At 72.9% G+C, this 19627-nt stretch carries 19 protein-coding genes; 8 read left to right on the top strand and 11 right to left on the bottom strand.

Annotated elements, in window-relative coordinates; genetic code table 11:
- Position 1: 1 nt before the first annotated feature.
- Genes OV207_RS01245 through OV207_RS01230 form a run of 4 tightly spaced genes read right to left on the bottom strand, consistent with a single transcriptional unit; the run spans position 2 to position 6826 of the window.
- Positions 2-2032: a response regulator gene (locus OV207_RS01245; RefSeq protein ID WP_193429299.1), complete on the bottom strand. Its 2031-nt coding sequence runs from the start codon at positions 2030-2032 to the stop codon at positions 2-4.
- Positions 2029-4842 (bottom strand): ATP-binding protein, encoded by a 2814-nt coding sequence (locus OV207_RS01240; RefSeq protein ID WP_267551866.1) that lies wholly within the window; start codon positions 4840-4842, stop codon positions 2029-2031. The genes OV207_RS01245 and OV207_RS01240 overlap by 4 nt, the downstream gene beginning before the upstream one ends.
- Positions 4842-5216, bottom strand: a complete 375-nt coding sequence (locus OV207_RS01235; RefSeq protein ID WP_193429301.1) for a response regulator — start codon at positions 5214-5216, stop codon at positions 4842-4844. The genes OV207_RS01240 and OV207_RS01235 overlap by 1 nt, the downstream gene beginning before the upstream one ends.
- 38 nt (positions 5217-5254) lie before the next feature.
- On the bottom strand, positions 5255-6826 hold the full coding sequence (locus OV207_RS01230; protein ID WP_324291482.1) for an ATP-binding protein: 1572 nt from the start codon (positions 6824-6826) through the stop codon (positions 5255-5257).
- A gap of 222 nt (positions 6827-7048) precedes the next feature.
- Here OV207_RS01230 and OV207_RS01220 point away from each other — a divergent pair, with 222 nt between their 5' ends.
- The gene (locus OV207_RS01220) at positions 7049-7483 is read left to right on the top strand and encodes a hypothetical protein (RefSeq protein WP_267551864.1); all 435 of its coding nucleotides are present in this window, start codon (positions 7049-7051) and stop codon (positions 7481-7483) included.
- 30 nt (positions 7484-7513) lie between these two features.
- On the opposite strand, the gene OV207_RS01215 is transcribed toward OV207_RS01220, so the two are convergent.
- Positions 7514-7972 carry a helix-turn-helix domain-containing protein gene (locus OV207_RS01215; protein WP_267551863.1) on the bottom strand — a complete coding sequence of 153 codons (459 nt, stop codon included), beginning with the start codon at positions 7970-7972 and terminating at the stop codon, positions 7514-7516.
- A gap of 59 nt (positions 7973-8031) precedes the next feature.
- On the bottom strand, positions 8032-8409 hold the full coding sequence (locus OV207_RS01210; RefSeq protein WP_193429305.1) for a helix-turn-helix domain-containing protein: 378 nt from the start codon (positions 8407-8409) through the stop codon (positions 8032-8034).
- Between the two features lie 233 nt (positions 8410-8642).
- Here OV207_RS01210 and OV207_RS01205 point away from each other — a divergent pair, with 233 nt between their 5' ends.
- The 3 genes from OV207_RS01205 to OV207_RS01195 all read left to right on the top strand — a co-directional run bounded on the left by OV207_RS01205 (position 8643) and on the right by OV207_RS01195 (position 11798).
- Entirely contained in the window at positions 8643-9848 is a 1206-nt protein-coding gene (locus tag OV207_RS01205) for a serine/threonine protein kinase (protein WP_267551861.1), read from the top strand.
- 114 nt (positions 9849-9962) lie between these two features.
- The gene (locus OV207_RS01200) at positions 9963-11255 is read left to right on the top strand and encodes a serine/threonine protein kinase (protein ID WP_267551860.1); all 1293 of its coding nucleotides are present in this window, start codon (positions 9963-9965) and stop codon (positions 11253-11255) included.
- A gap of 99 nt (positions 11256-11354) precedes the next feature.
- Positions 11355-11798, top strand: a complete 444-nt coding sequence (locus OV207_RS01195; RefSeq protein ID WP_267551858.1) for a hypothetical protein — start codon at positions 11355-11357, stop codon at positions 11796-11798.
- A gap of 83 nt (positions 11799-11881) precedes the next feature.
- On the opposite strand, the gene OV207_RS01190 is transcribed toward OV207_RS01195, so the two are convergent.
- Positions 11882-12301 carry an STAS/SEC14 domain-containing protein gene (locus tag OV207_RS01190; protein WP_193429307.1) on the bottom strand — a complete coding sequence of 140 codons (420 nt, stop codon included), beginning with the start codon at positions 12299-12301 and terminating at the stop codon, positions 11882-11884.
- A 173-nt stretch (positions 12302-12474) separates the two neighbouring features.
- Here OV207_RS01190 and OV207_RS01185 point away from each other — a divergent pair, with 173 nt between their 5' ends.
- Positions 12475-13158, top strand: coding sequence for a hypothetical protein (locus tag OV207_RS01185; protein ID WP_193429308.1), 684 nt, complete (start codon positions 12475-12477; stop codon positions 13156-13158).
- Positions 13159-13183: 25 nt separating this feature from the next.
- Here OV207_RS01185 and OV207_RS01180 read toward each other — a convergent pair whose 3' ends face one another.
- Positions 13184-13537 carry a hypothetical protein gene (locus tag OV207_RS01180; RefSeq protein WP_267551855.1) on the bottom strand — a complete coding sequence of 118 codons (354 nt, stop codon included), beginning with the start codon at positions 13535-13537 and terminating at the stop codon, positions 13184-13186.
- 489 nt (positions 13538-14026) lie between these two features.
- Between OV207_RS01180 and OV207_RS01175 the strand changes: the two genes are divergently transcribed.
- The 3 genes from OV207_RS01175 to OV207_RS01165 all read left to right on the top strand — a co-directional run bounded on the left by OV207_RS01175 (position 14027) and on the right by OV207_RS01165 (position 17249).
- Entirely contained in the window at positions 14027-14983 is a 957-nt protein-coding gene (locus OV207_RS01175) for an ArsA-related P-loop ATPase (RefSeq protein WP_267551853.1), read from the top strand.
- The gene (locus tag OV207_RS01170; protein ID WP_267551852.1) at positions 14980-16089 is read left to right on the top strand and encodes an ArsA family ATPase; all 1110 of its coding nucleotides are present in this window, start codon (positions 14980-14982) and stop codon (positions 16087-16089) included. The genes OV207_RS01175 and OV207_RS01170 overlap by 4 nt, the downstream gene beginning before the upstream one ends.
- A 119-nt stretch (positions 16090-16208) precedes the next feature.
- Complete coding sequence (locus tag OV207_RS01165; protein WP_267551851.1) at positions 16209-17249, top strand: CBS domain-containing protein; 1041 nt, start codon at positions 16209-16211, stop codon at positions 17247-17249.
- A 39-nt stretch (positions 17250-17288) separates the two neighbouring features.
- Here OV207_RS01165 and OV207_RS01160 read toward each other — a convergent pair whose 3' ends face one another.
- The 3 genes from OV207_RS01160 to OV207_RS01150 all read right to left on the bottom strand — a co-directional run bounded on the left by OV207_RS01160 (position 17289) and on the right by OV207_RS01150 (position 19534).
- Positions 17289-18095, bottom strand: a complete 807-nt coding sequence (locus tag OV207_RS01160; RefSeq protein WP_267551850.1) for a ubiquinol-cytochrome c reductase iron-sulfur subunit — start codon at positions 18093-18095, stop codon at positions 17289-17291.
- Positions 18092-18667, bottom strand: coding sequence for a YceI family protein (locus OV207_RS01155; protein ID WP_267551848.1), 576 nt, complete (start codon positions 18665-18667; stop codon positions 18092-18094). The genes OV207_RS01160 and OV207_RS01155 overlap by 4 nt, the downstream gene beginning before the upstream one ends.
- A 78-nt stretch (positions 18668-18745) precedes the next feature.
- Positions 18746-19534, bottom strand: a complete 789-nt coding sequence (locus OV207_RS01150; RefSeq protein ID WP_267551846.1) for a hypothetical protein — start codon at positions 19532-19534, stop codon at positions 18746-18748.
- Positions 19535-19627: the final 93 nt, after the last annotated feature.

Raw genomic sequence — 19627 nt, 5'->3', positions numbered from 1 at the left:
GTCACAGCTCGATGCGGTTGCGGCCGTTGGACTTCGCCCGGTACAGCCGGGCGTCCGCGACGCGCAGCAGCTCCTCCAGGGTGGTGCCGTCCTGCGGCGCCACCGCGAGCCCCGCGCTGAAGGTGACGTGGAAGGACTCGCCCTGGTCGCCCTCGAAGGACATGCCCGCCAGCTCCTCCGCCGTGCGGGAGAGGATGTCGCGCGCGTTCTGCGCCGTCTCCCCCAGCAACGCGACGACGAACTCCTCCCCGCCCCAGCGGGCGCGCAGGTCCTCGCGGCGGAAGCGCGCGCCCAAGAGGCGCCCCAGCCGCATGAGCACGCGGTCCCCGGCGAGGTGGCCGTGCTCGTCGTTGACCTTCTTGAAGTGGTCCACGTCCAGGAAGCACAGCGCCAGCGGCCGGTCTACGCGGCGCGCCTCCGACAGCCGGGTGGTGACCGCCTCCACGAAGGGCCGGCGCATCATCAGGCCCGTGAGCGCGTCGCGCTCCGCCCGCTCGCGTGACAGCCGCGCCCGCTCCAGCCGCGCATGCACGCGCGCGCGCAGCTCCTCGCGCAGCACGGGCTTGGCCAGGTAGTCATCCGCGCCGGCCTGGAACGCCGCCAGCCGGAACTCCAGCCCCACCTGCGCCGTCACCAGGAGGATGGGCAGGTCCTGCCACTCCGGCGTCAGGCGCAGGATGCGGCACAGGTCGAAGCCGCTGGGCCCGGGCATCTGCACGTCCAGCAGCAGCAGGTCCGGGCGGTGCTGGGCGAGCGCGTCCAGCAGCCCGTACGCGTTCTCCAGCCCCACCACCTCCACCGCCTCGCTCACCAGCGCCTGGGAGAGGGCGCGCACCGCCTCCGGGTCGTCGTCCACCACCATCACCCGGGCGCGCTCCTGCCGCCGCGCCGTCACCAGCCGCTCCGCCGCGGTGGCGAAGTCCTGCTGCGTGAAGGGCCGGGGCAGGAACAGCGACGCGCCCGCGTGCGCCGCGACCACGCGCTCCTGGAGCCCGCCCCCCGCGCTGGAGAAGGCCAGGGGCAGCGACTGGTGCCCGTCCAGCGCCCGCAGCGCGTTCGCCGTGGTGATGCCTTCGGGGCTCATGGGCAGCAGCGCCCCGTCCACCCACTGGCGCTGGGCCACCGCGCAAGCCTCCAGGGCGGAGGTCGCCGTCACCACCCGCACGCCCTCCTGCTCCCCCATGTGCTTCGCGTCCTTCAGCAGGGCGGGGTCCCCGTCCATCACCAGCAGCGTGCCCATGGCGGCGGGGGGCTCCACGACCTCCGCCTCCGGCTCCACCTCCACCGGCAGGGCCACCACGTCCTCCAGCGCGCGGAGGGCCGCGTCCACCGCCGCCCAGTCCAGCGGGCCCCCGTTGCGCACGGGCTGCAGCACGTCCTCCAGCTTCCCCGCCGCGATGCTCACGTCCCGGAAGCCGTAGCTGCCCGCGGTGCCGTGCAGCTTGTGCACGACGCCGTAGGCCTCCTCCATCGCCGGGGCGTCCCCGCCGCGGCCCTGGCCGAGCAGCGACGCCAGCGTGGCCAGCCGCTCCGGCAACTTCGCGCCGTAGTCCGCGCTGAGCAGGGCGAGGCTCGCCGCGAAGGCGTCCTCCGGTTCGGGCGCCTCCGCCTCCAACAAGGCCTCCGGGGGCGGGGGCGGCGGCTCCGCCAGCGCGAAGAGCTGCTCCAGCCACACCGCCAGCTCCTCCGGGCGGTAGGGCTTGTGCACCACGCGCGCCACGCCCAATTGGCGCGTGAGCAGCTCGTGGCTCTTCAGGTCCTTCCAGAAGGCGGAGGCGAAGAGCACCGGCAGCGCGGGGCGCGTCTGGCGCAGCTCGCGGATGAAGTCCGCGCCCGTCATGCCCGGCAGCAGGCCGTCCACGATGGCGGCGTCCACCGGCTGGGTGCGCAGCACGTCGCGCGCCTCCGCGGCGGAGCGCGCGGGGGTGACCTGGTAGCCCTTGTCGCGCAGGAAGGTGCAGACCAGGGCCTGGAGGTCGCGGTCGTCCTCCAGGAAGAGGAGGGTCTTGTTGAGGGGACGCGCGGTGCTCATGGCAGCGCCTTTCTGGGTTCGGGGGCCGCGCTGTCACGGCGGGCCAGCAGTCCGTTGAGCAGCTCCCGCACGGAGTTCACCAGCTCCTCCTCCGAGGAGCGGGCCTTCGTCAGGTGCCGCGTGATGCCCAGCGTGAGCTGGCGCTGGTCCGTGCGCGACAGCTCCCGGCCGGTGAAGACGATGAGCGGGGTGGCGCGGCCCTTGCCCTGGCGCAGGATGTCCACCACCTCGAAGCCGTCCAGGCGGGGCAGCCCCACGTCCAGCACGATGAGGTCCGGGGGCGTGTCGCGCGCGAGCGCCACCGCGCTCTCCCCGTCCGCCGCCTCGATGCACAGCGCGCCCAGCCGTTCGAACTGCGCGCACAGCACCCGGCGCGTGGTGGCGTCGTCGTCCACCACCAGCACCCGCGCCTGCCCCGGCTGGCGCATGGCGTAGCGCAGTGTCTTCAGCAGCCGGGTCTCCTCCACGGGCCGGGGCAGCCAGTCCACCAGCAGCGGCGTGCCCACGTCCGCCGAGCCATCCCCGGCCCGGCCGGACAGCGCCAGCACGGGCAACTCACGGGTGCGCGGCTGTTCGCGCAGGCGGCGCACCCAGTCCAGCACGTTCCCGTCCGGCATCTGCGTGTCCACCACCAGCGCGTCCGGCGGCGCGGTGTCCACCGCCTGCACGGCCTCCGCGAGCGTGGCGGCGCGCACCACCCGGTAGCCCTCGTGGGACAGCAGGCCCCGCAGCAGGGCGGACAGGTCCGCGTCCGCGGTGACGATGAGCACGTTGTGGCGCGACTCGTCCCGGGGCAGCGGGGCGACGGCGCCGGGCACCGGGGCGGGGGCGCGCAGGGACTCCAGGCTGAAGTGGAAGGTGGCGCCGTGGCCGGGGCGGCTGACCACGTCGATGCGGCCCCCGTGCTGCTCCACGATGGCCTGCGAGATGGCCAGCCCCAGGCCCGTGCCGCCCTTGGAGCGGGTGTCGGAGGCGTCCAGCTGCTGGAAGCGGCCGAAGAGGCGGGAGAGCTTCTCCTCCGGGATGCCGGGGCCCTGGTCGGTGACGCTGAAGCGCACCCGGCCGTCCGCCGCCACGCTGGAGGACACCACCACGGAGGCGCCCTGGGGGGAGAACTTCACCGCGTTGGACACCAGGTTGGTGAGCACCTGGATGAGCCGGTCGCGGTCGCCCTTCACCTGCGGCGCGCCCTCCACGTCCGAGCGCAGCGTGACGTGCGCGGTGTCCGCCATGCCCTGGAGGCCCATCAGCGTGGACTCCACCAGGTCCTGCGCCGTCTGGGGTTGGAGCTTCAACTCCAGCATCCCCGACTCCATCTTCTCCAGGTCGAGGATTTCGTTGATGAGGCGGATGAGCCGTTCGGTGTTGGTGCGCGCGATGCGCACCATGTCCAGCGCCTGCGCGGGCAGGTCCCCCACGATGCCGCCCTCCAGCAGGCCCAGCGAGCCGCGGATGGAGGTGAGCGGCGTGCGCAGCTCGTGGCTCACGGTGGAGACGAACTCGTTCTTCATCCGCTCCACGGTCTTGCGCTCGGTGAGGTCGCGCACGAAGACGGTGGTGCGCGGGGGCCCGTCCGCGTGCACCCGCGCGAAGGTGAGCTCCGCGGGGAACACGTCGCCGTCCGCGCGCAGGCACGGGGACTCCACGCGCGCCGCGGGGCCGCCGTCCTGCTGGAGCGCGGCGTGGACGCCGTCGCGCTGGGCCGCCGGCAGCGTCGCGGGCAGCGCGAGCGCCAGGAAGTCCGCGCCCACCGCCCGGGCGGACGCCAGGCGGAAGTGGGCCTCCGCGGCCGGGTTGAACTCCGCCACGCGGCCGGCCTCGTCCAGCACCACGATGCCGTCCGGGGACGCCTCCAGGATGGCGGCCTTGCGCGCGTCGCTGGCGCGCGCCTCCGCGCTGGCGGCGGACAGCGCCTGGGTGCGCTCGGCCACGCGCGCCTCCAGGCCCCGGTTGAGCTCCCCCAGCGCCGCCGACGCCCGCGCCAGCCGCACCAGGACGACGAGCACGTAGAGGACCAGCAGGAACGACACGCCGAAGAGGACGATGCGCGTGCGCTCCGCGCGGGACTGGGACTGCTCCTGGAGCTGGAGGTAGGTGGTGATGAGGCGCTCGGCCTCGCTGCTGGCGCTGCGGTCCAGGAGCGTCTGGAAGGACGCGTCCGCCGAGCGCAGGAGCGCCGTCAGCTCCCGCGTCCGGGCCTCCAGCGCGTCCAGCGCGGCGACGGCGGGGGCGGACAGGGCCTGTCCTTCCCGGGCCCGGGCGATGCGCCCGAGCGTGCCCTCCACCCGCGAGCCGAAGTCCCCGCCCCGGCCCCGGGACACGGTGAGCACGTCCCCGCCCAGCACCTCCACCTGCTCGCGCAAGGGGCCCGGGGGCAGCGCGGAGGTGGCGGCGAAGACGCTCCGGGGGAAGGCCTCGCGCAGGGTGGCGAAGTGGTCGTCCTTCTGGCGGGCCTCCGCCAGCAGGGCGCGCGAGTCCTCCAGCACGCGCACGTAGGCGTCCAGGGACGCGGTCAGCGAGCGCAGGCCTTCGTCCGACAGGAAGGCGGGCGTGGTGCGCAGCACGCGGGCGCGGGCGACGAGCGCGTCGAAGTCGTCCTGGGTGGAGCCGTGGACCTCCCGCATGCCCATGCGCTGGCGCAGCACGTCCAGCTCCAGCTCCGCGGTGGCCACGCGCAGCTGGCGTAGCTGGGTGCGGTAGCGGTCGTGTTCGGCGGTGGAGCCCGGGCGCCCCAGCACGAACAGCGCGCACAGGAGCACCAGGGCGCCAGCGGCCAGCGCGGCGGAGCGTTTGGACAGGCGGGGTTCCATCAGGGCACCAGCTTGCGGATTTCCTGCGGCAGCGTCATGGGGTCGAACGGCTTGCCGATGACGCCCACCGCGCCCAGCTCCAGGTAGCGCGCGACCTCCTGCTTCTGGATCTTCGCGGTCATGAAGATGATGGGCGTGTTCGCGGTGGCGGGCTGGGCGCGCAGCCGGCCGAAGGTGGTGGGCCCGTCCATGCCGGGCATCATCACGTCCAGGAGGATGAGGTCGGGCGCCTCCGCGGCGGCCTTCTCCAGGGCCTCCGCGCCGGAGGCGGCGAGCACCGTCTGCCACTTGCCCACGCGGCTGAGGCTCAACTGACCGATGGTGCGGATGTCGTCCTCGTCGTCGACGAGCAGGACCTTCTGGATGGGGGCCATGGGAGGAGGTGCGCCTGGGGAGGGGGTTTGGATCGGCTTCAGGGGGCCGGGTCGCATTCGGGCAGGTCGAAGCAGAAGCGGGTGCCCTCCCCGGCGCGGGTGCTGAAGCGCAGGGTGCCGCCCATGCGGGCCACCAGCCCGTGGGCGATGCTCAGGCCCAGGCCGGTGCCGGGGCGCCGGCGGGTGTCGGAGGCGTCCGCCTGGGCGAACTTCTGGAAGACGCGGGCCTGGAAGGCCTCCGGGATGCCGGGGCCGTGGTCCGCCACCTCCACGCGCAGGCAGCCCTGCTCGCGCGAAAGGGAGAGGGTGACGCGCTCGCCCTGGGGGGAGAACTTGATGGCGTTGGAGAGCAGGTTGGCCAGCACCTGGTTGAAGCGGTCTTCGTCCACGCGGGCGCGGGCGCCGGGGGCGTGCACCTCCACGTCCAGGTGCACGCCGTATTCGGCCGCGTAGCCCTGGTGGGCCTGGAGCGCCTGGGCGAGCAGCGGGGCGACGTCGGTGGACTCCAGGTGGAGGTCCAGCCCGCCTGACTCCATCTTCTCCAGGTCCAGGATGTCGTTGATGAGGCGCAGCAGCCGTTCGCTGTTCTTGTGGGCGATGCCCACCATCTGCGCCACCTGCGAGTCCAGCGGGCCGGCGATGCCGCCGCACAGCAGGCCCAGCGAGCCCCGGATGGAGGTGAGCGGCGTGCGCAGCTCGTGGCTCACGGTGGAGATGAACTCGTTCTTCATGCGCTCCACGCGCTGGCGTTCCTCCTCCAGCAGGCGGGCCTGGGTGACGTCGCGGGCCACGGCGTAGAGCAGGCCCTCGTCGGGGTCCGGGACGGCGTTCCACTGGAGCCAGCGCCAGGAGCCGTCGGCGCAGCGGGCGCGGTGTTCGAACTGGAGGACGGGGGCGCCTCCGCGGGCGCGGGCCAGGTGCCGGGCGGTGGCGTCGCGGTCCTCCTCCAGGGCCAGGTCCACGAGGGAGGTGGAGTACAGCTGCGCCTCGGAGAAGCCGAGGGTGCGGCTCCAGGCCTGGGACAGGCGCAGGAAGGTGCCGTCCATGGCGGCGATGCAGAGCATGTCCACGGAGACTTCGAAGAAGCGCTCCTGCTGCTCCAGCGCCGTGCGGGCCTCGCGCTCGTTGAGGGCGTTGATTTCCACCTCAGCCCAGCCGGCCATGTCCGCGAGCGCGGCGAGGTCCGCGTCGGAGAAGTCGCGCGGGGCGTGGTCGATGAGGCACAGGGTGCCCACGCGGCTGCCGTCCGCGGCGCGCAGGGGGTGCCCGGCGTAGAAGCGCACGAAGGGGGCGCCCACCACGAGCGGGTTGTCGTGGAAGCGCGGGTCGCGCAGCGCGTCCGGCACGACGAAGCTGCTGGAGGACAGGATGGCGTGGCCGCAGAACGACACGTCGCGCGGCGTCTGGGCGGCGGCCAGGCCCTGGCGGGCCTTGAACCACTGGCGGTCCTCGTCCACCAGGGACACCAGCGCGATGGGCACGCGGAACAGGTGGGACGCGGCGCGCACGATGCGGTCGAAGCGTTCGTGCGCGGGCGTGTCCAACAGGCACAGCGAGCGCAGGGCCTGAAGCCGCCGGGGCTCATCCACTGGCGTCGGGGGAGGGAGCATGGCGTGGTCCCCGTGCTACCCCACCTGTCTGGCATTGGGGAGGGGGGCGCGCACGACGGCCCGGCCCCGGGTCCGCAGAGCGGGCGGGCAGACGGGAAATGGGTGGTGGGGCTGCACGGTGGTGGGTCGTGCGGGAACCGTCATGCAGAGATTACAGTCTTGACCCGGCCGAGTCGGCTTGTGCAGTGCTGTGCTTGCACGGATTGGATGCGAGCGTTGGCCATGCCCATGACGAAGTGCCTCTTGAACTCAGCCGTCGTCCTCCTTGGCCTGCTGCCCGGGTGTTCCTTGTTTGGTTACTACAAGTACGAACGGGCACCGCGAGGAACGCCGGAGGAAGCCGAGCGGATCGACTTCCCTGACTCGTATGAGGATGGGACACATCTCGACGGGCCCGCGCTGGCGGCCTTCATCGTCGCGCTCAACGAATTCATCCCGCCCCACAGCAAGGCGGACACTGGCAATGAAGCGCTGACGAAGTGCATGACCCGACGTGACACGTACGACGCGACCATCTTGAAGGCGAACGACGATCTCTACTTCGTCAGCTTCCTCCCCAAGGTTGAACGCTGTGGCATCCAGCTCGACATTCCCATCCTGGACGCGGGGGCGGACTACGCCATCGATCGCAACGGTCGCATCCTGGGTGAACGTTAGCGTCCACGGGCTTGCGTCCGTGAAATCAACCTAACCGGCGGGCCGGCGCTTCTTCATCGAGCCCTTCTTCGCCGCGCCCTTCTTCCGGGCCACCGGCGCGGGGGCCACCGGCACGGGCAGCACCGCCACCATCGCATTCACCACGCGCGACACGGCCTTCAGCCGCCGCGGATCCAGCTCCCGCAGCGTGCGCATGAGGCGCCGCAGCTCCGCGGGCTCCTCTTCGCGCCAGGGGGCTCGCGACAACACGGGCGTCGCGCCCCGCCCCACGCCCAGCAGCACGTCCGCGGACACCGCCAGCACGTCGCACAGCCGCCGCAGGTTCTGCGCCCGGGGCAACATCCGCCCGCGCTCCATGCGGCTGTAGACCTCCATGGCGATGCCCACCCGCTCCGCCACGTCCGCCTGCGTGAGCCCCAACCGCATCCGCGCATCCCGGGCGGCGGCTCCAAACACCGTGTTCAGCTTCTCGTTGACGGGCGCAGGCACCCCCAAAACCTTGCACCTCCCCCCTGGCACGCAAGTTTTCGCGCCAGACCCGCCAACGCTCAGCGCGCCCGGAACGCCAACACCCCCTGGATGACCAGGCCCAGCGCCTTGAGCTCCTCCTCGTTCAACGGCCGGAGCGCTCGCACCAGCCGCCGCAGCGTGGGCGGATCCTCCTCCCGGTCCGCCAGCGCCATCGTCAGCGCCTCCTGCGGCGGCGTGGGCCCGTCCAAGCCCAGGAGCGTGTCCGCGCGGATGCGCAACACCATGCTCAACCGGCGCAACGTGGTGGAGCTGGGCAGCACCCGCCCCCGCTCCATCCGGCTGTAGACCTCCATGGCGATGCCCACCTGGCTGGCCACGTCGCCCTGGGTCAGCCCCTGCCGCTCACGGGCCGCGCGCGCCGCCGTGCCCACCGTGATGGCCAGCTCCTCGTTCATTGCCGCTCACCACCTCTGACCGGAAAGCCACGTTCCTCGCGCAGTCAGGTGTCCGGCGTCCTACCCGACATTCCCCCGACACTACCCCAAGGGGCAGGTGCCATGCTATGGACCTCCCAGGTCCTACGGACCCTCCCAGCCATGCGTCCGCCCAGCCACATCCCTCCTCTTGAACTGAACCCTCCACGTCCTACAGCTGTTTCCCGCCCTGCGGGCCCTGGGAGGTGCCCGCGATGAGCATGGGAATCGAAGGCCATCCGCTGCTGCTCCAACCCCAGGAGGTGGTGGGCAGCTTCAAGCTCCTGAAGCGCCTGGCGACCGGGGGCTACGGCACCGTGTTCCTGGCGGAGACCGGGGGCGTGCCCGTGGCGCTGAAGTTCGCGCTCCACGGTCCCCAGGACGCCGAGGAGGGCTCGCAGGTGGACGCGCGCACGCTCAAGGAGGTGAGCGTCCTGCACCGCATGGCCCACCCCAACGTGGTGGCGCTGCGCGGCTACCACCGCTGGCCCCACCCCAGCACCGGCTACCTGTTCCTGGTGATGGACTACGTGGAGGGCCCCACGCTGTCCGAGTGGGCCCTGGAGTCGCGGCCGTCGCCCCGGCAGGTGGCCCGGCTGTTCGCGGAGCTGGCCCTGACGCTGGACTTCATCCACCGCGCGGGCGTGCGCCACCGCGACATCAAGGGCAGCAACATCATCGTGCGGGCGTCGGACGCGCGGCCGGTGCTGGTGGACTTCGGCTCCAGCGACCACGCCTGCGCCGCGCACATCACCGACGGCCGGCCCCCGCCGGGCACCCCCAGCTACCGCAGCCCGGAGCTGCTCCGGTACTGGCTGCGCTACCCCAAGAACCTGACCCGCTACGTCTACCAGCCCACCGACGACCTCTATTCGCTGGGGCTGGTCCTCTTCGAGGTGCTCACCGGCGACTTCCCCTACCCCACGAACGTGCCCGCGGAGGCGCTGCTGGGCCGCATCCGCGCCGCCCCCCACCGCTCCGCCCGGATGCTCAACCCGCGCGTGCCCCGCGAGCTGGATGCCATCTGCGAACGGATGCTCCGGCACGACGTCACCCAGCGCTACCCCATGGGCTCGGACCTCTACGCGGACCTGAGCACCGCCCTGGAGCGTGCCCCGTCCAGTTGGGACGTCCCCCTCTTCGAGGCCCCGCCACCCCACGACGCCGTCACGGAGGAGTCCGACGAGTTCTTCGACGGCAATGAGGAGGCCCGCGAGATGCGACGGTGGGCCCGCGCCCAGGAGATCCGCGTCCCGGGAGCGGCGCCCCACTCCAGCGCGTCCCCCGCGTCACCCGCCCCCTCCCAGGGGCTGGCCGCGCCCATCCCGCCGCCCATGCCCTGGCGCGTGGCCCGGAGGCTGGCGTGGCGGCGCCTGTGGGAGAAGTGGGCCCGGCGTCTGGGATTGCACCGGCGCCGCTGAACCCCCAGGGTCGCATGGACTTCATCCAACCCTGGAGGTTTTCCCCGCGACAGGGTTTGTGCTACCTGCGGGGTCGAGCGATTTCCGCTCGACCCTGGAGGTTGGACGCAGGACATGAAGACCCCCGATACGACGACGGAGGAGATTCCGGGCGTGCCGCGCCGGCCGCGCGTGCTGTTCACCGTGGGAGGCACGGCCTTCGAGTTCGTGCGAAAGCTGGAGGTGCGCGCCACCGGGGAGCTGTTGATGCTGGCGCGCCGGCGCTACCGGGGCGGGCTGGGCGGCCCGGTGGTCATCAAGCGGCTGCGCAACCCGTCCGGCTTCGTGGCGCGCAGGCGGCTGGTGGAGGAGGTGGAGCTGACGTTCCGGCTCAACCACCCCGGCATCGCGAAGGTCTACCACCTGAAGGCGTACCGGGGCGTGCCGCACGTGGTGATGGAGTACGTGGAGGGCCGGTCGCTGGACACGGTGCTCAACCTGGTGGCCATGCGCAGAAAGCCCATGTCCCCGGCCTTCGCCGCGTGGGTCGTCTCCGAGGTCGCGGAGGCCCTGCACCACGCGCACACGCTGCGCGACGAGTGGAACCGGCCGCTGCACATCATCCACCGCGACGTGAGCCCCCGGAACCTGAGGTTGGGCGTGCACGGCGAGGTGAAGCTCACGAACTTCACCGCCGCGTTCTCCACCCTGCCCGGCCGCGAAATCACCAGCCGGCCCCTGGTGAAGGGGGACGTGGCGTACGCGTCCCCGGAGGCCCTGCGCCGCGAGCCCATGGACGCGCGCAGCGACCTGTTCAGCCTGGGCCTGGTGCTCCTGGAGGTGCTGACGGGCACGCACCCCCTCACGCTGGGGGACGTGGCGCCCCTGCCCCCGTCGGACCTGCCGCCGGTGGAGGCGCAGGGCCCCACGTGGATGCCGATGACGGAGGTGGCCGCGCGGATGGCGCTGGTGGGCTCCCGGGAGGTGGAGCACCTGACGCGCGACGTGCCGGAGGGGCTGCGGGCCATCACCGTCCGGGCGCTGCGACAGGCGCCGTCGGAGCGCTTCGACTCCGCGGAGGCGCTGGCCGGGGCCCTGCGGGCGTGGCTGCGCGAGCACGCCCCCGGCTATGGGCGGCAGGCCGCGGCGGAGGAGGTGTCGGAGGCGGCGCGGGAGGCCACCGGCCGGCGCAACCAGGCGGAGCTGCTGGAGGGAGGCCTGCACCCGGCGGAGCTGACGTCCGACGAGGCCTCCATGGCGTCCGAGCCGGTGGCGCCGCCGCCGTTCCTGGGAGGCGACGACGTGACGCCCGACGTGAACGACGAGCGGCCGCTCCCCGTGGACATGGCGGGCCTGGACGAGCTGGCGGGGCCCGGTGAGGAGGCCCTGGACGAGGACGAGGACGACGACGGGCATGAGCCGGTGTGAGCCCGGTCGCCTGCCCTCCGGCCTCACCGTGGCCGGCTCCGAAGCAGGTTGCCGGACACGCGGACCGTTACGAAGCTCAGTCGGACGGAGGAATACATCATGGCCGACAGCACCAAGCGTCAGACGCCCCCGCAGCCCGCCGAGGACTTCTACGGGCGCCCGACCGCCGCGCCCGGGGACGAAGCCTCCGCGCCCCGCGAAGGCCAGGGCTCCACCGCCTCCTCTCCTCGCGACGAGGAGGCCGACCGCCATGCCCACCCGCGTCCCGACACGAACGATGACGAGGCAGCGCCCCGCGATGAGCTCACCGAGGCCGACGAGAAGGGCGTCCGCCCCCGGCAGGCCAGCGACGGGGACGACCCGGACCTGACGCCCCGCGACGCCAGCGGCCTGCACCCGTACGACCCGCGCGCGCGGGATTCCGGCGCCTCGCTGGACGACATGCCGGACGGCGACGGGCCCCGCAGCGACGCGGGCACCAATCCCCTCTCCGACGTGTACCGCTACGGCCACCCGGACCGGATTCCAGACCGCGACCGCTGAAGCCAGACGCCGCGCGCCAATGACAGACAGCCGGGCCAGGACCCGGGGCACGCCGCCCCGTCCTGGCCCGTGGCGCGTACGGCCTATCCCACGCGGCGCGGCGCGTGCTCCAGGCGATGGGCGTCCACCCACGCCTGCGCCTGCGTCATCGTGTCCACGAACACCGTGTCGAAGCTGGCCGCGTGCCCGGTGAGCAGCATGGCCACCGACATCGCCTTGCCCACCACCCGCTGCGTCAGGTCCGAGCCCACGTACACCACCGAGCGCATCCACTCCGCGCGCACGTTGTTGGCCAGGTACTTGCGCGACTCGGCCGGCAGCTCCGAGCCCGGCACCTCCGCCACCAGGTAGAACGGCCCGTGCGCCGCCATCTCCTCATAGACGCGCAGCACCCACTTCGCGTCCTGCAGGCCCACCAGCCCCACGTACCGCGTATGCAGGGCGTCCGGCGCCAGCATCCGGATGCGATGCGCGCCGCACGTCCATTCGCGTGATTGATCCATTCGATTCACTCCCCCCGGAAGTCTGCCCTTCCACCCTACGCCGACTGCCACCATCCCGGGAAAGGGCCCCCTCGCGAACCTGCCCTCCGGGGCAGGTGTTCCCTGTCGTTTGGATGTCAGACCCCCTCTGTACTGTGTACCCATTCCGACAGCCTTCCAGAGGGGGAATCACCGTGCCGGAAACCCGTGAACTGCCGCGAGTGTCGGTCAACAAGCTGGGCGAATACCTCATCGCGACGCCCGCCCGCAGGAAGCGCATCATCCACGACCAGAAGCACCCGCCGGACGCGCAGTACCTGCGCTACCCGGAGGCGTCGTACGCCGTCACCGACTTCCTCTGCCGCGGGCTGGACATGAACGTCCTGCGCGAAGCCCAGCGCCGCTTCGCCTGCGCGGTGCCCACGTCGGAGTTCGAGGCGCAGCGCATGCAGTTGTGTTCGGAGGCGCTGGAGCGCTTCGCGGACCTGGTGCCGTGGCTGGACCTGGACGACGCCATCATCAGCGCGGTGGGCGCGGAGCCGCCGGTGCTGGAGATGGCCGGCGTCACCATCAGCGTGCGCCCGGAGGTGGTGGTGCAGCGGCTGGACAAGCACGGCACCCCGCGCGTGGGGTTGATGAAGCTCTACTTCTCCAAGACGCACCCGCTGGACGAACGGTCCGGGCAGTACATTGGCACGCTGCTCCAGCGCTTCGCGGAGCAGCACCTGTGCCGGCTGGGCCCGGCGGACCACCGGCTGATGACCGTGGTGGACGTGTTCGCCGGGTCGCTCTTCGTCGCGCCGCGCGCGCACATCCGCCGGCTGGGCGACGTGGTGCTCGCGTGCGAGGAGATCGCCGAGCGCTGGGCCGTCCACTGAACCGGCGCAGCCCGCGCCCCCGCCCTCAGGGCAGGGCGCCGGCGGGCGGGAGCAGGTGGCGCTCCCGGTGCGACTCCAGCCACGCCCGGGCCTCCTTGGCCGTCTCCAGGAACTCCGCCTCCAGCTTCACGCGGCCGGTGAACTGGAGCGCCACCACCAGCGCGCGCAGCACCTCGCGCTGGGGGCGCTTGCCCCCGAAGAAGACGATGGCGCGGAACCACTCGGGGCGGACGTGCTCGGCCAGGTACTTGCGCGGCATCACCGACAGCGGGGGCCCGCTCGTCATGGGCCCCATGGAGCCGCCCAGGTCCACCACCAGGTAGAAGGGCCCGCCCAGGCCCGTCGCCAGCTCGTGGAAGACGCCCACCAGCTGCCGCACCTCCTCCTCCAAGAAAGCGCCTCGGATTTTCGCCCAGAGGATGTCCGAAGACTCCAGCGACACATGCTGTGCCCCGAAGGTCCATTCCCTTAGCGCTGCCATACCCTCTCCCACGCAGAGACTCCGAGGGTACTCAAAACCGGACCAACGTCACCAGCCCGTGACTCCCTCTTTCCCGGGTGACCTGGCCCCGGACGACCCTCCAGGTCCCCCGCGGCCACCCGTGCGGGTGGCCTGGTGGGAGGGGTGCGGTGGGTGCCGTCACGTCGTGGACACTCGTGCGCGGGGGAACGGCGCCGGGTGAACGCCGCGCGTCCGGCCCCCTGTTTTCCTGGGGGGGAGGGTCTGCCGGGTGGTGAACAGAAGCCGCTATGATTGCCGGCGGGCGGCCGTGCGGACGGTCGCCGGGAGGCGCGTCGCGGGCCGGTTGTCGGAACGCGCCTCCTTGCTCACTGTGAAGAGTCGCGCGCAGGCGCGGTGGATGGGGGCGTGGTGCTGGACTCCTTGTGGAACAAGCGCGCCGTGCTCGTGTCGGGCAAGGGCGGCGTGGGGAAGACGACGCTGTCCGCGGCCCTGGCCGTGGCGGCGGCGCGCTCCGGGCGTCCGGTGCTGCTGGCGGAGCTGTCCCCGGACGAGGGGGGCCCGTCCACCCTGGCGGGGCTGGTGGGGGCGAAGGAGGCCGGGGCGAAGGTGGTCGCGGTGCGGCAGCACCTGTCCTTCGTGCGCCTGTCCGCCTCCGAGGGGCACCGCCAGTTCCTGGAGGAGACGCTGCCGGCGAAGTGGCTGGCGGAGGCCGCGCTGCGCTCGCGCGCGCTGCGGCGCTTCCTGGAGGCCGGGCCCGCGCTCAAGGAGATGGGGCTGCTGTACCAGATGCTGACGCTGGTGCGGCGCACGCACCCGGACGGCCGGCCCCTGTACCCGCTGGCGGTGCTGGACCTGCCCGCCACCGGCCACGCCATGGCGCTGGCCACCCTGCCCCGGAGCCTGCTGTCGCTCATCCCGGGCGGGCCCATTGGCCGCGCGATGCGCGAGGGCCTGGACCTCTTGCAGGACCCCGAGCGCACCGGCGTGGTGCTGACGAGCCTGCCGGAGCCCCTGCCGGTGAGCGAGACGCTGTCGCTGGCCCGGGAGCTGAAGGACGTGGGGCTGCCCCTGTCCGTCGCGGTGCTCAACCGGATGCCGGAGGACCCCTTCACGCCGGAGTCGCGCGCGGCGCTGGAGCGGCTGCTGGAGGCGCATGGGCCGCACCGCGGGCAGCGCGCGCTGGAGCGGCTGGAGCGCGCCCGGGAGGCCCGGCAGCGGCTGCGGGCGGGCACGGCCGTGCCACAATGGGGGCTTCCGGACCTGCCCCTCACCGGGCAGGCGCTGGTGGAGCGGCTGTCGGAGCTGTTGGTGCCCACGTTTGAAGAGGCCGCCCGGACCGGCGGCCGGGAGGCCACGCCATGAACCTGGACGCAATGCTGCGCGACAAGCGGGTCATCGTCCTGTGCGGCGCGGGGGGCGTGGGCAAGACGACGACGGCGGCGGCGCTGGGCGTGGCCGCGGCGCGGGCGGGGCGCCACGTGCTGGTGCTCACCATCGACCCGGCGCGCCGGCTGGCGGAGGCCATGGGGCTGAAGGAGAACGGCCCGGAGCCCACCACCGTCCCGCCGGAGCGCCTGTACGCGGACGGCCCCCGGGGCGAGGGCCGCCTGGACGTGTGGATGCTGGAGCCGGGCGTCGTCTTCGAGCGCATGGTGCGCAAGCTGTCCGCCACGGAGAGCGCCGCGCGCGCCATCCTGGACCACCGGCTGTACCGCTTCCTGTCGGAGCTGGTGGCGGGCGTGCAGGAGTACGCCGCCGCGGAGGCCCTGGACGGCTTCCTCACGGACGGCCACTACGACCTCATCCTCCTGGACACCCCGCCCAGCCGCCACGCGCTGGACTTCCTGGAGGCCCCGGGCCGGCTGGCGCGCTTCCTGGACGACCGGGTGATCTCCCTCTTCGGTCCGGACTTCGGCCGCACCGGCCGGCTGTGGCAGGGCGCGCAGGCGCTGGTGGGCAAGGTGCTGGACGGCGTCTTCGGCGGGGGCTTCGCGCAGGAGATGCGCACCTTCGTGGGGGCCTTCGGCGGCCTGTTCGCCGGCATCCGCCTGCACACGGAGCGGCTGCGCACCCAGCTGGCGTCCAAGGACGCGGCCTTCCTGCTCGTCACGTCACCCGAGGCCGCCGCGCTGCGCGAGGCCACCTTCTTCAAGGAGACGCTCCAGGCGCGCGGGCTGCCCTTCGCGGGCTACGTGCTCAACCGCAGCTGGGCGCGCGAGGACGGCCTGGCGCCGGCCGGCGACCTGAAGTCCCACGCCAGCACCGCCGTGGACACCGACGCCATCGTCGCGCTGGAGCACCTGGCGGGCGTGGAGGACGCGCGCGCGAGCGCCCACCGCTCGCTGCTGGCCAGGCTGGCGGAGGGCCTGCCCCTGGGGGCCATGGCCATCGCCGCGCCGGACGCGGGCGCGGACCTGGAGGACTTCCGGGGGCTGGTGCACCTGGGCGAGGCGCTCACCGTCGCCTGAGGGCCCCCGGGCCCTTCGCGCAGGGCGGACGGGCAACCGTCGCCGCTCCCGGTCGGCTGGAGCTTTGCGCGCTCCGGAGGACTTCCCATGTTCGTCAGGCCAGGAGGCTCGCGACGCACATGGGAACCAAGGACTACAGCAACGGAAACGGCCGGCAGGACCTGGGGCGCGCGGACCGCTCCACGCCTCCCACCGACGCCATGGCCACGCACCGCGCGCCCGACACGGCCCCTCCGGGCTCGCGGGAGCGCTCCGAATCCGACGTGAGCGGGTGGAGCCCCGCGCGTGACGAGGAGGCCTCCGCGCGCCAGGGCCGCTTCCACCGCGCCGCCGCGTGGCGCCTGGGCCAGGTGCGCACCCAGGTGGACGACAGCGGCGCCTGGAGCGGGGACCGCGAAGGGGAGCGCGGCGGCTCCGCGGGCCCCTACGGCCGCGATGACCGGGACGTGCGCTCCGCCACGGGCCAGTGGCCGCGAAGCAGCGACGACCGGGACGCGCGCGCCTCCGCCGGACAGGCGCCCGGGAGGACGGCGGGCGACCAGGAGCTGGAGATGCCCCGCCAGCGCGCCGACTACCGGGACTGGGACCGCACCGGCTACGGCGGCGAGGAGCCCCTCTTGCGCGACCGCCGGCCCCAGGCCCCGCGCGAGCAGCCCGCCCGGGCCACCCCGTCCTCGGCGTCCACCCCCTCGCGGCGGCGCTGGCAGCGCGAGCCGCTCACCGCGCGCGACATCATGACCCGGGCGGTGCGCACCGCCCGGCACGACAGCACGCTGCGGGAGGTGGCGCAGTTGATGAAGGACGAGGACTGCGGCGTCGTGCCCATCGTGGACGGCGAGGGGCGCCTGCTGGGGCTCGTCACGGACCGGGACCTGGCGCTGCGGGCCTTCGCGGGCGGGCGCGCCGTGGACGGCCTGCGCGCGGCGGACGTGATGACGGAGGACATCGAGGCGGTGCTGCCGGAGGAGGCCCTGCACGGCGTCATCGACCTGATGGGCCGCAGGCAGGTGCGGCGCGTCCCCGTCGTGGAGCCCGACGACCGGCTCGTGGGCATCATCGCGCTGGGGGACATCGCCAGCCGCGCGGACCAGGACGAGGAGCTGCAGGACGCGCTGGAGCGCATCTCCTCGCGGCGCTCGTTCTGGAGCCGGCTCCGCTAGGCCGCGCCGGGAAGGGCGCGGGCCCGCGAAGCCCGCGCCTCACGCGATGGTGACGACCACCCCGGACGCATCCGCGGCCACGGTGAACTTCTTCAGGTCGCTGGTCGCGGCCCCCGTCCCCGGCGTCAGGACGCCCGTCTTGCTGAACTGGGACGCGTGGCAGGGGCACAGCAGCCCGTCCAGGCCCGACTCGAAGCCCACTTCGCAACCCTGGTGCGGACAGACGGAGTCCACCGCCGAATAGGTGCCGTCCTCCAGTTTGAAGACGAACACCGTCTTGCCGTAGCCGGTGGGCGTGCCGCTCACCATGCCGCCGGTGTCCTGGAGCGCGGGGAACTGCGCGAACGAGAGCGTCAGCGTCCCGTTCACCACGGAGGGGAAGTTGTCGTCACCGGACTTGAGCGAGATGCTCAGCACCTCGGTGCCCGCGTTGTACGTGGCCACGTACGCCTTGAGCGGCACCGTCGCGGGCGCGTTCGTCACCGCGCCCGTGAGGTCGTAGCGCGACAGGTGGCAGGGGCACACGGCCTCCTGGCCGTCGAAGCCCATGGGGCAGCCCACGTGGGTGCAGGTGGCGGACAGCACCGCGAAGACGCTGTCCGCGGGGTGCACCACCAGCAGGTTCTCCTGCCCGGAGCCGCCCGGGAAGCGCAGCGTCACGGAGCCGCCCACGCGCGCCAGGTCCGGGTAGCGCGGCACCACCAGCGCCACGATGCCGTCCTCGCCCGGGGTGGGCACGTCCAGCAGCGGCGAGGGGTCGATGTCCGGCGCGCACGCGGGGATGCCCGCGACGACGACGCCCGTGCCCAGCAGCTTCTTGAAGAAGTCGCGACGCGACGAGCTCACGTGCCCTCCTGGAAGACGAGGTGGTTCTCCAGCACCAGCTTGTCGTCCACCTTCACCATCAGCAGCGAGGGGCGCTCAATCTTGTAGCCCTCCAGGCTGATGTCGAAGGTGCCGTCCGCGGTCACCTGCCTGGCGGACGCGAAGTTCACCGTCATGGGGACCACCACGTCCTTCGTCACGCCGTGGAAGGTGAGCTTGCCCTTGAGGACCACCGACACGGTGCCCGGGAAGGTCGCGGGGGGCTTCACGCCCGTGGCCACGGCCTTCAGTTCGATGAGCGGGTACTTCGCCGCCTCCGTCACCTCCAGCATGTGCGTGTCGCGGTTGGAGTTCTGCGAGTCGAAGTCCTTCACCTGCGCGCGCACGGCCACCTGGAGGGTGCCGTCCGGCTTCAGCACGGCCTTGCCCTCGCTGGGAGCGGCCTTGCCGGACACCTCGTGCAGCTTGTGGATGAGCTTGTAGGTGAGCGAGCTGGCGTCCTTCTTCACCGAATACAGCCGTGCGGCGTCCTGCGCGGCGGCGGGGAGCGCGAGCATCAGGGCGGCAAGCGTGGCGAGTCGTCGAACAATCACGGCGTCCTCCAGAGGGGGTACGGCTCTGCTTCCGCACAACGGCCGGCGCGCGGAGACATTCACGGCAGGGGGGTGAGGTCAGAAGGTCAGCGTCACGATGCCCGCGGCGACGCAGCCCAGCGTGGCATAGCCAACCACCTGGTGCGCGGTGGCGTACTTCGGCTCGGAGAGCTCGCCGTAGCTCTGCGTGGCGAGGATGCCCAGCACGGCCTGCGCCACCATGCCGGCGGTGGCCAGGCTCATGAAGATCTTGTGGAACGTCACCGAGTCCCACTGGAAGTCGCGCTCCACCGGATCCGGCGCCAGGAGGCCCAGCGTGCCCACGGTGGCGAACAGCAGCGACGTGCCGATGACGACGCCCCGGTGCCACGCGAGCAGGGAGCGATCATCCCCGCCGCCCCGGAACGAGCGGTTGAACTGGATCTGCCCCAGCACGGTGGCCGCCGTGAGGCCGCCCGCCATGCCCAGGCCCAGGCCCTGGTGCAGCTTGAGCATGGTGCGCCGCGTCTTGAGCTGACCCTCCAGCTCTGGATCCAACAGGCCCGCCGTCGCCTCCGCCTCCGGGGTGAGCAGGTCGAAATCCAGGCCAGGCTCCGACGGGGAGCCCGCCGCGTCCTGCGGCTCCGGGGTGGCGGACACCGGCGGCGCCACGTCCGGCGTCACCGGCGGGGGCGCGGCGGGGGCGGGGGTGGGGGCCGCGGGCGCTGCCTCCTGGGGAGGGGGCGCGGGCGGGACGGGCTTGCGCTTCGAGGACTTTCGCTTCGTCGCCGCGACCAGCACGGGGGCGTCCGACGCGGGGGCCGCGCTGGCAGGGGAGGCGGCCAGGAGCAGGACGGCCAGGAGGGGGGCAATGACGCGGGTCATCATGGGATTCCCAGAGGGGGACGACGCGGCCCGTCGTAATGGGGGGCGGCCGCCCCTCCACGCTACCCCGGCTCGCGGGTCGAGTGCACGGGAGTG

Origin of the sequence: Corallococcus sp. BB11-1, assembly GCF_026626625.1 — a bacterium.
GTDB lineage: Bacteria > Myxococcota > Myxococcia > Myxococcales > Myxococcaceae > Corallococcus > Corallococcus soli.
This window is presented reverse-complemented; position numbering and strand designations above follow the sequence as displayed.

Excerpts from the sequence above, each read along its gene's own strand:
- OV207_RS01245 (WP_193429299.1), bottom strand. The coding sequence starts at position 2,032 with ATGAGCACCGCGCGTCCCCTCAACAAGACCCTCCTCTTCCTGGAGGAC.
- OV207_RS01240 (WP_267551866.1), bottom strand. The coding sequence starts at position 4,842 with ATGGAACCCCGCCTGTCCAAACGCTCCGCCGCGCTGGCCGCTGGCGCC.
- OV207_RS01235 (WP_193429301.1), bottom strand. The coding sequence starts at position 5,216 with ATGGCCCCCATCCAGAAGGTCCTGCTCGTCGACGACGAGGACGACATC.
- OV207_RS01230 (WP_324291482.1), bottom strand. The coding sequence starts at position 6,826 with ATGCTCCCTCCCCCGACGCCAGTGGATGAGCCCCGGCGGCTTCAGGCC.
- OV207_RS01220 (WP_267551864.1), top strand. The coding sequence starts at position 7,049 with ATGCCCATGACGAAGTGCCTCTTGAACTCAGCCGTCGTCCTCCTTGGC.
- OV207_RS01210 (WP_193429305.1), bottom strand. The coding sequence starts at position 8,409 with ATGAACGAGGAGCTGGCCATCACGGTGGGCACGGCGGCGCGCGCGGCC.
- OV207_RS01205 (WP_267551861.1), top strand. The coding sequence starts at position 8,643 with ATGAGCATGGGAATCGAAGGCCATCCGCTGCTGCTCCAACCCCAGGAG.
- OV207_RS01200 (WP_267551860.1), top strand. The coding sequence starts at position 9,963 with ATGAAGACCCCCGATACGACGACGGAGGAGATTCCGGGCGTGCCGCGC.
- OV207_RS01195 (WP_267551858.1), top strand. The coding sequence starts at position 11,355 with ATGGCCGACAGCACCAAGCGTCAGACGCCCCCGCAGCCCGCCGAGGAC.
- OV207_RS01190 (WP_193429307.1), bottom strand. The coding sequence starts at position 12,301 with ATGGATCAATCACGCGAATGGACGTGCGGCGCGCATCGCATCCGGATG.
- OV207_RS01170 (WP_267551852.1), top strand. The coding sequence starts at position 14,980 with ATGAACCTGGACGCAATGCTGCGCGACAAGCGGGTCATCGTCCTGTGC.
- OV207_RS01165 (WP_267551851.1), top strand. The coding sequence starts at position 16,209 with ATGGGAACCAAGGACTACAGCAACGGAAACGGCCGGCAGGACCTGGGG.
- OV207_RS01150 (WP_267551846.1), bottom strand. The coding sequence starts at position 19,534 with ATGATGACCCGCGTCATTGCCCCCCTCCTGGCCGTCCTGCTCCTGGCC.